A 9942-nucleotide genomic window follows, 5' to 3' on the forward strand; every position below is an offset into this window, starting at 1 on the left:
AACACATACATCAGGAAGATGGTCGCAATGATCGCCATCGCCGGGCCAAGCGCGCGACGCGCGGCCTCAAACAGCAGGATCAGGCCGACCAGCGCGAACCATTTGTCGGTGTTGTCCGCAAGGCCGCCCGAATTGACGATCTTGTCGTAGAAAAAATACCCATAAAGCGCGATGTAGGCCCCGCAGATGGCCATGATCCAGTCTTGGATCGGAATATAGTCGCGCGGGCTGGATTTCAGTGCGGGATAGGCCATGAAGGCCAGGAAAATAGCAAAAGCCAAATGGATTTGACGTGAATTGTTAATGATCGATCCCGGCAGAACGTAGTTCGCCAGGGGCGAGGCCAGAACCACCTGAAAGACCGACCAGACAATTGCGATAATTGCAAGAAACGTACCCACATGACCGACCGGATTGCGCGCGCCTGCGTCGCTTGACGACACCAGGTCTTGCAGTTCTTCCTCGCTCAGCGCACGGCCTTCAGTCTTTTGATCCGTCATGTCAGTTCCCCCCAGAACTGCCCCAAGTCACTTGGGGTTGGTAAGTCGGAGAGGCGTCAGGATCCGCCTCTCCTTGGTAGAGAGGCGCAGGGCCGCCTCTCTGGTGCAAGCAGTGCTTGGTTTTATTCGATCCAACCTTGCTCACGGTAGTACTTCGCAGCACCCGCGTGCAGAGGTGCGGACAGACCAGCTGTCGCCATTTCCTCTGGTTTCAGGTTTGCAAAGGCTGGGTGCAGCTTTTTGAAATCGTCAAAGTTTTCAAAGACAGCAGAGACAACTGTGTAGACAGCTTCTTCAGAAACCGCGTCCGATGTCACGAAGGTTGCGCCAACACCAAAGGTCGATGTGTCTGCGTCATTGCCGCGATACATGCCACCTGGGATGGTTGCAGACCGATAGAAGGAATTGTCTGCAATCAGGCCGTCAACCGCGTCGCCGCCAACGTTCACGAGAACGGAGTCACAGGCTGTGGTCGCTTCTTGGATGGAACCGGATGGGTGACCGACAGTATAGACCATCGCGTCGATCTGGTTGTCACACAGTGCAGCGGATTGTTCTGCGGCCTTCAGCTCGGTCGCCAGAGCGAAGTCGCTTGTGGACCAGCCCATCGCGTCCAGCAGAACTTCCATGGTGCCACGCTGACCGGACCCCGGGTTGCCGATGTTGACGCGTTTGCCTTTCAGGTCTTCGAACGAAGAAATACCTGCGTCGGCGCGGGCCACAACAGTGAATGGCTCTGGGTGCACAGAGAAGACTGCGCGCAGGCCTTCGAATGCGCCCGCGTCAGAGAATTTGGAGGTGCCGTTATAGGCGTGGTACTGCCAGTCAGACTGCGCGACACCGAATTCCAGTTCGCCTTCGCGAATGGTGTTGATGTTGTAAACAGAGCCACCTGTGGACTCGACAGAACACCGAACACCGTGGTCGCGGCGGCCTTTGTTAACCAGACGGCAGATCGCGCCGCCGGTTGGATAGTAAACACCTGTGACACCGCCGGTGCCGATGGTGACGAAGTCTTCGGCGAAAGCCGCCGGAGCAGATACGGTCAGCGCAACTGCTGTTGCAGCCGCAGCCGTGAATTTTGAATACGACATAGAGTCTCTCCCATTGTTTTGGTGCTGAAACCCCCACGAGCCCACTGGCCCAACACAACCACCACACGGCATTTGAGGGTCAAAAGCCGGGGTCCAAGAACAGCACTGGACACAAGGGTCTTAGATGGGCGGCGTTCTGTCTATGCGCGTCACTACCTATAGAATTTGCAGGTCCAAAGTGACAGGCTCCTGCCGTCACGACCATGGATTCGATCAGATGAGTCACGTATTCCCTAGACATTCCAATAAGTTGCCGCCGGTTGGTAAGCTCGGCTCAGGTGTCCACCTGTTTGATTCCGAAGGACGCGCCTATTTTGACGGATCCGGAGGTGCGGCCGTGTCCTGTTTGGGACACGGGGATCAGGACATCATTGGCGCGATCACCGCACAGCTTGAGTCCATGGCCTTTGCGCATACCAGTTTTCTGACGTCGACACCGGCCGAGGAACTGGCGGATTTGTTGGTTCTGCATGCACCCGAAGGGTTGCAGCATGTATATTTCGTGTCCGGTGGATCAGAGGCCGTCGAAGCCGCGCTGAAACTGGCCCGGCAGTATTACGTCGAGATCGGCCAGCCTGAGCGCAGCAAAATCATCGCGCGACGTCAAAGCTATCATGGCAACACACTCGGTGCGCTGGCCGTGGGCGGGAACGCATGGCGGCGCGCTCAGTTTGCGCCATTGCTGATCGATGTCAGCCACATTGCGCCGTGCTATGAATACCGGGATCGCCTGCCGGGAGAAACCGAGCAGGACTTTGGCCAGCGCATGGCGCAAGAGCTTGAGGATGAGATCCTGCGTCTGGGTCCAGAAAACGTCATGGCGTTTGTGGCCGAGCCGGTCGTAGGCGCAACCATGGGCGCGGTGCCGGCGGCCGAGGGCTATTTCAAACGTATTCGCGAGATTTGCGACACGTATGGCGTTGTATTGATTTTGGACGAAGTCATGTGCGGCATGGGGCGCACGGGCAGCCTGTTTGCGGCCGATCAAGAGGGCATCAGTCCCGATATCTGCACCATCGCCAAAGGGCTTGGGGCGGGTTATCAGCCGATCGGGGCAACGCTGTGTTCCGGCAAAATCTTTGATGCCATCAAAGCGGGCAGCGGTTTTTTCCAGCACGGGCATACCTATGTCGGGCACCCAACCGCCTGCGCGGCAGGCCTTGCGGTGGTGCAAAAGCTGACGTCCGGCATCGTGGGTCAGGTCGAAGGCAAGGGGCAGGATCTGATGAACATGCTCAATGACGCCTTTGGTCAGGCCCCTCTGGTGGGGGACATTCGCGGCAGGGGGCTTTTCATCGGGCTTGAGTTCGTGGCGGACCGAGACAGCAAAGCGCCGCTGGATCCTGCGTTGAAGTTCAACGCCAAGCTGAAAGCAGCGGCCTTTGAGGCCGGTTTGATTTGCTATCCGATGGGCGGTACCATCGATGGCAAGCGCGGGGATCATGTATTGCTGGCGCCGCCGTTCATTTCGCAACCCCACCACTTTGAAGAGTTGGTCGGTAAGTTGGTGACAGCGGTCGAGCAGGTGTCCGCGGACTTAGGACTGTGATCGGTACATTTGGTTAGTAAACTGCGCAAAGACGGTGTGAGATTTTCGCTGGGATTTGTCCTGGCCATAAGCCTTGCCGGTTTGCAATTCATCGCCATCCTATTTGTCGTCACCACATCCTATGTGTCGTCTGAACGTGCCATCTTGGAACATGCGCGTGGCCTGATGGCGCGGGCGGGCTCTAACGCGATTGAACACACCAAACGCTTTTTGGAACCTGCAGGTGAAACCACCGAACAGGCGCGACGGGTTTTGAACAGCGGTTTGGTCAGCACCACAGATCGCGAAACCATGGAGCGGTATTTTTTCCAGCTCTTGCAGACGGAACCGCAGATCGCAGGGATCAACTATGGCGATGAGCAGGGCAACTTTGTCTATGTGATGAAAAGCAAGGGGCCGGGGCCATTCCGCACCAAGTTCATCACCATCAAAAACGGGGTGCGCGAGGTGGATTACATCTGGCGCACCGAGACGTTTCAGGTCGTCGCCCGCGACAGCGATCCGCTGGACAAATATGACGCCCGCACCCGACCTTGGTACATTGAGGCCAGCGCGCTGGACAAACGGATCTGGACGGACCCTTATATTTTCTTTTCCTCACGACAGCCCGGGATCACGGTAGCGGCACCCGTCGTTCTGCCCAACCTGGGTCTGCAGGGCGTTGTCGGCGTAGACATCGAAATTTCCGACATCTCGCGGTTTCTGTCAGACCTTCGGGTCAGTGAAAGCGGCTCTGCTATGATCCTCAGCGCGGATGGGTCATTGTTGGCGCACCCCGATCCGGCACAGATCAAGGTCGAGAACGAAGACGGCTCTTTGAGTTTTGCCAATATCAACGACATTGACGATCCGATCTCGCGTGCGGCTTTTGCCAATATCGACGGTGCCGGCGCGGAAAGTTTCGGAACGCAGTCCAACTTTACCTTCGAAAATCAGGAATACCTTGGGCTGTTCGCGCCCCTTGAAGGCATCGATCTGCCGTGGACGGTTGCTGTCTATGCGCCCGAGGATGACTTTATCGGTGAGATCAAATCCAACCGGTCCCGCAATACGTCGATTGCGGCGCTGATCTCGATTTTCACGGCCTTGGCGGGGCTTGCGCTGGCGGAACTTATCCTGCGGCCCGTGCGCGCCTTTGCCGTGCGGACCGCGCTTGTATCGCAGGGCGAAGTCTCTTCCCGGGCGCCTCTGCCGCGCACCTATCGAGAACTCAGCAAGGCGAATAAAACGCTGATCGACGAGATCGCGCACCGCCGCGAGTCCGAGGCCAAGGTGCAGGAACTCAGCCGCGATCTGGCGCATTTTTCGCGGGTGAATGTCATGGGGCAAATGGCCAGCGGCTTGGCGCATGAGTTAAGCCAGCCTTTGACCGCGATTTCACAGAACGTCGATGCCGCGATTTCGACCGCAAAACAGGATGCGCCCGCCAATGAAGACCTGATTGCGATCCTGAACGAGCTGGACGAACAGGCCCATCAGGGCGGCGATGTGGTGCGGGCCCTGCGCGGCTTTGTGCGAAAGGATGAGGGCGATATCGCGACATTCAATTTCAACGAGCTGCTGGATCAGGCCGAACGCCTGATGCGTCACGAGGCCGAGGATCATCAGGTGCGGCTGATCTTTGAGCAGGCAGAGGCCCCGGAGGTGATCGGCAATCGGGTTCAGATTGCGCAGGTGTTGATCAATCTCATCCGCAACGCACTGGAAGCGATCTCGTCCGCGAATGTGCCAATGCGTGAAATTCGTGTTCAGACCGCCTCGCTGGACCGCGCGCTTGAGGTGCGCGTGCAAGACAGCGGGCCGGGCGTGCCTGCGGACGTCAAACTGTTCAAGCAATTCCAGACCAGCAAAGAAGATGGCATGGGGTTGGGGTTGTCGATCAGTCGTAAGATCGTTGAAACCAACGGTGGCCGGTTGTGGCACGACAAAGACGACACGCAACACACCACTTTCTGCTTTACCATCCCGCGCAAGACCGACTAGGAGCCCAGCGTTGTTTCATAGCCTTGGAGTGTTCCATGCCTGACCCCATCGTGTTTCTGGTCGATGACGAAGAAGAGGTGCGCAGCACCTTGTCCCGTGCGTTGACAAAGCGCGGGTTTGACGTGGCCCCTTTTGAGTCAGCACGCGCCTTTCTTGATCAATACAATCAGGATCAGCATGGCTGTTTGGTGCTGGACTATGGGATGCCGGATATCAACGGGCTGGAACTTCAGTCTTTGATGAATGACACCAACCTGACCCTGCCAATTATCTTTATCTCTGGTCACGGAGGCATCCCCGAGTCGGTGCAGGCCATGAAAGCGGGCGCCGTCGATTTTCTGGAAAAACCCTTCCGTCAGGCGGATCTTGTGGCCTGTATTCACACGGCTTTTGAGCGCGACCTGAAAACCCGGGAGGACATGCAAGAGCAAAAGACCGCCAAGGCGCTGTTTGACCGTCTGACGTCCCGGGAACACGAGATTGCGGTGTTTATGATCGAGCACCCTTCGAACACCGCCAGCAAAGAGATTGGGCGCGCGCTGGATATCTCGCCCCGAACGGTGGACCATCACCGTGCGCGCATCCTTGAAAAGCTCGAGATCGGATCGGTGATCGAGCTGGTCGAGCTCGCCCAAAAGGTCCGCGCCTAAGGCGGACCCCTGCGCGTTTTGCAAGGCGGGGGCCGACAGCGCCTGTTGGCTTTAGGCCCGTTTATCAAGCGCCTCGAGAAGCTTGTCTTTTTCTTCGGCCAACATCGACACCACATGGCCCTGAGCGGGGTAATCCCCGCTGGCCACGGCGTCTTTAAACCCTTTGACGGCCTTGCGCCGTTCCTGATCCAGTTGCCTGCGAATAGCGGCCCCGTCGCCCCAAGACTGCGCATGGCGCGGCGGGTTTTCGGTTTCGCCGCAGATGTCCTCAAAAAACAGAAAGATCACATCGCCAGCAGGTCCGGCTCCGATCGAATTGGTAATCAACGAGGTGTGTTTGCTGATCGCGGCCAGTGCATCTTCGGCCACGCATTCCACTTCGCAGCCAAAGGCCCCTGCGTCTTCCAAGCGGCGCATGTCCTCCAGAACAGCGAGGGCTTCGTCTGCGGTTTTGCCAACGGTGCGCATTCCGCCCAGCTGTATCGACTTGGACGGGACCATGCCTACATGGCCCTGTACGGCGATGCCCTGATTGGCGATCATTTCGACCACATCCAGACTGCGCGGCGTTAGAACGCTGTCCGCGCCCTTCATCGCGGCGTCAATCGCGCCGGCCAGGATTTCTTCGTTGGTGATATAACGGCCCGCAAACAGCGCGGCGGTGATGAATGTATTGGGCGCGCCGCGACGCACATCAGGGTACCAATCACTGCCTGTTATGATCATGTCGATGTCTTGATCTGCGATGATCTCTGCCTCTTGGGCGTTCTGGGCTGTGACCTGAGTCATTTTGCGCCCCACAGCCTTGTTGGCGTGCATGTCGGCGATGGTCAGATTGCGTTCTTCGAGCGCGTGACCGTAGGTGTATATCTTTTTCATGCGGGTCACTTTCCTACGTTTGAGAGTCGGGCACCTGAATGACCAGGCCATCCATGTCCGGCGTCACTTCGATCTGACAGCTCAGGCGGCTGTTGTCCTGCGGGTCGATCACGAACCCCAGCATATCCGCCTCATCCTCTTGGGCCGAAGGGATCTTGCCCACCCAATCCGGTGCGACATAGCAGTGGCAGGTTCCGCACGCGCAGGCCCCACCGCATTCCGCAGCGATGGCGGCGATGTTCGCGTGAACCGCCGCCTGCATGACCGTCATGCCGGGCTGCGCAATGGTCTCGGTTTTGGTGCCATCGGCCTCGATGAATGTGATTTTTGTCATGCCGCTCAGTGCCTTTTTACTGCGATGTTCAACGCGATCGGACCACGAACCGAGAGACCCGGTTTATAGGCCGGCTCGTGGGCCAGTTCGATCGACGCAAAGCGTTGGTTTAACGTTGTAAAGATGACGTCCATGTCCAGACGTGCCAAATGGTTGCCAAGGCAGAAATGCGTGCCACCGCCAAAGGCGATATGTCGGTTGGGGCTGCGCGAGACATCAAACTGATCCGGATTTTCAAACCGCGCGGGATCGCGGTTCGCCGCGCCATACAGCAGACCAAAGCGCGTGCCCGCCTTAAACATGCGGCCCGCAACCTCTGTGTCTTCGGTCGCAAACCGGTGGAAATAGGGCAGCGGGGATTCAAAGCGGAACATTTCCTGCACCGCAAGATTGATCAGCTTGGGATCGTCCCGCAGTCTTTGGTGCTGGTCGGGGAACCTGAGCAAGGCGTGCATGCCTGACCCCAGGACGTCGATCGTTGAACCATGGCCTGCCATCAGGATCAGCATTGTTGTTGCGATTAACTCGTCCTCGGACATCAGACCGGCGTCCTGATGCCCAACCATCCGCGTCATCAGATCCTCTTGCGGCGCAGCGCGACGGGCGGCGACCAAGGTCAGCAAATACTCGTAGAATTCCTTGGTCGCGCGTTCTGCCAGCTGTTTGTCGTCGTCATTGCGGCCAACATCAAAGAACCGCACCACCTGTTCAGACCAGACGCGCAGGCGCGGGCAATCCTCGTCCGGCACGCCAATTACGCGTCCGATGATGTGACCGGGCACATGGGCGGCGAAGTCTTCGACAAAGTCAAACGCGTCCCGGTCTCCAAGGCCATCCAGCAAGTGATCCACAAACGCCTGAATGGTGTCGCGCTGGCGTGCGATCATGGCGGCGGTGAACTCGCGAAACACCAGTTTGCGCAGGCGCGCGTGGGTGTCGCCTTCGCTCTCCAGCAGGTTCGTTTGCACAAACCGCTCGTGGTGCGGCATGTCATGCCAGTTCAATTTGCGCTGGGCGTCTTTGCGCTCGGCCGCGCTGAGCAGGTGATCGACGTTGCGCAGCATGGTTTTGTTGAGGGCAACGGCCTCGACATCGGCGGCTTTGGTCAGCATCCAGCTGTCGACGTCCTCATAGTAATAAGGATCAGGCAGATTCCTGAGCTGCGTGTAGGTGTGATGTGGATCGCGCGCAAAGCCTTCGGATTGTGGGTCAAGTTTGGGCAAAGCTTGCATCGCGTGGCTCCTGTGTGGCTGGTGGCTTGTCTGTTTCTATGGGGCATAACGTGTTTCTGGAATGGATATTTCTGCAGAATTGTATATTTCTCTTGCGAAATATCCGCGTCTTGGCCTGTTTTCTTAAATGCTGAACGAAGTTTTATATAATTCTCCAAACACGGCGGGGGCCCCATACCCCTATGCGGTTCTTGCAGCAGGACGCAGCCGGGTCACGCCCCAAACCCCCTCGGTGTCGACGCGGTTTGGTGAGCATACGTTGATCCTGACCATAGAGGGCGTAGGTGCAATCGTTCAGCGTGATGTTGAAACGCGCGCGTGGCCGTTGTCGGTGTCATGGGTGGATACTTCGGGTCGATATCGGCACGGCTGTGCGCCGGATGCAGAGTCTTGGGACTATCTTTGGTTCTCGTTCACCGGATTTGCCAGCGATGCCCTGTTTGAGCGTGTATCTCAACGAAGTCAGGCTCAAGCGTTGGCCGAGCCGGATGTAGCCGAGGTTTTCGGCGCGGTATTAAGAGAGGTTGCGGGCAATACCCCGGGGCGTCAGGCCCGCCTAAGCAGTCTGGTTGCACAGGCGCTGGCGGCGTTTGAAACGCAACCGCGGCAGGCGGGGCACCTGTCATTAGAGCGCCTGACGTCAGAGATGCTGCGGGATCTGGCGGTGCCGTGGGATACGAAAGCGATGGCGCAAGAGGTGGGGCTGAGCGTCTCGCGTCTGCATGCGGCCTTTCGTGACGCGTTTGGGCTCCCACCAGCCACGTGGCTGCGGGATCAACGGATCAACAAAGCCAAGCGTCTTTTGACGGAAACCGATGTGCCTGTGTCACAGATCGGGGCGGAGTGTGGGTATCCTGATCCGCATCACTTCAGTCGAGAGTTTGCGAAAAACGCCATGCTGTCCCCGTCGCGGTTTCGGTCTCAGATGCGGTCGCGGGTAGGGCGGTGATTTAAGGGTGTTTGTTTGGGTGTGAGGCTAGTCCAAATGAAACACTTCGCGCATCGGTGACCAGTTTTCGCCGGGCGCTGCCGAGGCCAGCGGTGTCTGGCACTTTGTCGTCAGCTCTAACCAGCGACGCATGTCTGGGTGTTGCTCCATGACGCGCAAGTCAGCCTCTAGGTCTGTGCCGTGGTGCTCAAAATATCCAAACAACAGGTTTTCCGGCTCTCTCAGGAAAATCGAGAAGTTGCGAATGTTGGCGGCACCCAACAGCGCGACCACAGAAGGCCACACGCTGGCGTGCAGAGCTTTGTACTCTTCAATCTTGTCTGGCCGGATGTGGACGACCGTCGATATTCGCTGCATTTCTCACACGCGACCCATAAATAATATTTTTATTAGCTTATTTAATATCCATGATTATCGCTAGCAGATTTTGTCTGACGGGCCTCTTCTTTCGGTGCTAGCTGCGCGTTTTCCGCATTTGTTTATATTTTTTAGCTGTCTACCCTGATCTTCCCGCGAAGCATTGCGTTTTCCAACTTTGCTGAAGGCCACTTTTGCGCCTTTTGGTGAGGTGGTTTGCGCCAAAAAGGATATCTAAAATCTATTTACAAATATTTTTAAAAGGATAAAAAACATTAAAAATGACCACCGAGGACGATTCTCGTGAAGATTAAGCAATTCACCTGCTGGGTGCATGAAGCACCGCGTGCACCACAAGTTATATGGCGGTTCGGGCTGCCCACCGCGCATGGCGGCTTGCCAGAGGGGGAGGGGC

General features: G+C 57.3%; 9 protein-coding genes and 1 pseudogene. 4 read left to right on the plus strand and 6 right to left on the minus strand.

Translation table 11 applies throughout. The features are described 5' to 3' along the window. Nucleotides 1-500: pseudogene (locus tag ACEQWH_RS16240) on the minus strand (C4-dicarboxylate ABC transporter); the annotation flags it as partial. A 122-nt stretch (nt 501-622) separates the two neighbouring features. Beyond that, on the minus strand, nt 623-1594 hold the full coding sequence (locus ACEQWH_RS16245; protein WP_370232598.1) for a TAXI family TRAP transporter solute-binding subunit: 972 nt from the start codon (nt 1592-1594) through the stop codon (nt 623-625). Nucleotides 1595-1811: 217 nt separating this feature from the next. Between ACEQWH_RS16245 and ACEQWH_RS16250 the strand changes: the two genes are divergently transcribed. From ACEQWH_RS16250 to ACEQWH_RS16260, 3 genes are read left to right on the plus strand one after another with little or no spacing between them, the layout of a single operon-like run. Continuing rightward, the gene (locus ACEQWH_RS16250; RefSeq protein ID WP_370232599.1) at nt 1812-3143 is read left to right on the plus strand and encodes an aspartate aminotransferase family protein; all 1332 of its coding nucleotides are present in this window, start codon (nt 1812-1814) and stop codon (nt 3141-3143) included. A gap of 36 nt (nt 3144-3179) precedes the next feature. After that, the gene (locus ACEQWH_RS16255) at nt 3180-5126 is read left to right on the plus strand and encodes a cache domain-containing protein (protein ID WP_370232601.1); all 1947 of its coding nucleotides are present in this window, start codon (nt 3180-3182) and stop codon (nt 5124-5126) included. A 35-nt stretch (nt 5127-5161) separates the two neighbouring features. Beyond that, entirely contained in the window at nt 5162-5776 is a 615-nt protein-coding gene (locus ACEQWH_RS16260; protein ID WP_370232603.1) for a response regulator transcription factor, read from the plus strand. 51 nt (nt 5777-5827) lie between these two features. On the opposite strand, the gene ACEQWH_RS16265 is transcribed toward ACEQWH_RS16260, so the two are convergent. Genes ACEQWH_RS16265 through ACEQWH_RS16275 form a run of 3 tightly spaced genes read right to left on the minus strand, consistent with a single transcriptional unit; the run spans nt 5828 to nt 8221 of the window. Continuing rightward, the gene (locus ACEQWH_RS16265; protein ID WP_370232605.1) at nt 5828-6655 is read right to left on the minus strand and encodes a 3-methyl-2-oxobutanoate hydroxymethyltransferase; all 828 of its coding nucleotides are present in this window, start codon (nt 6653-6655) and stop codon (nt 5828-5830) included. Nucleotides 6656-6668: 13 nt separating this feature from the next. Then, on the minus strand, nt 6669-6989 hold the full coding sequence (locus tag ACEQWH_RS16270; RefSeq protein WP_370232607.1) for a 2Fe-2S iron-sulfur cluster-binding protein: 321 nt from the start codon (nt 6987-6989) through the stop codon (nt 6669-6671). 5 nt (nt 6990-6994) lie between these two features. Continuing rightward, on the minus strand, nt 6995-8221 hold the full coding sequence (locus ACEQWH_RS16275; RefSeq protein ID WP_370232609.1) for a cytochrome P450: 1227 nt from the start codon (nt 8219-8221) through the stop codon (nt 6995-6997). A gap of 127 nt (nt 8222-8348) precedes the next feature. Between ACEQWH_RS16275 and ACEQWH_RS16280 the strand changes: the two genes are divergently transcribed. Next, nucleotides 8349-9170, plus strand: a complete 822-nt coding sequence (locus ACEQWH_RS16280; protein WP_370232610.1) for a helix-turn-helix transcriptional regulator — start codon at nt 8349-8351, stop codon at nt 9168-9170. 27 nt (nt 9171-9197) lie between these two features. Here the strand turns inward: ACEQWH_RS16280 and ACEQWH_RS16285 are convergent, their stop codons facing one another. Then, nucleotides 9198-9527 carry an L-rhamnose mutarotase gene (locus ACEQWH_RS16285; protein WP_370232611.1) on the minus strand — a complete coding sequence of 110 codons (330 nt, stop codon included), beginning with the start codon at nt 9525-9527 and terminating at the stop codon, nt 9198-9200. Nucleotides 9528-9942 lie beyond the last annotated feature (415 nt).

This window comes from Cognatishimia sp. (assembly GCF_964229375.1).
Taxonomy (GTDB): domain Bacteria; phylum Pseudomonadota; class Alphaproteobacteria; order Rhodobacterales; family Rhodobacteraceae; genus Cognatishimia.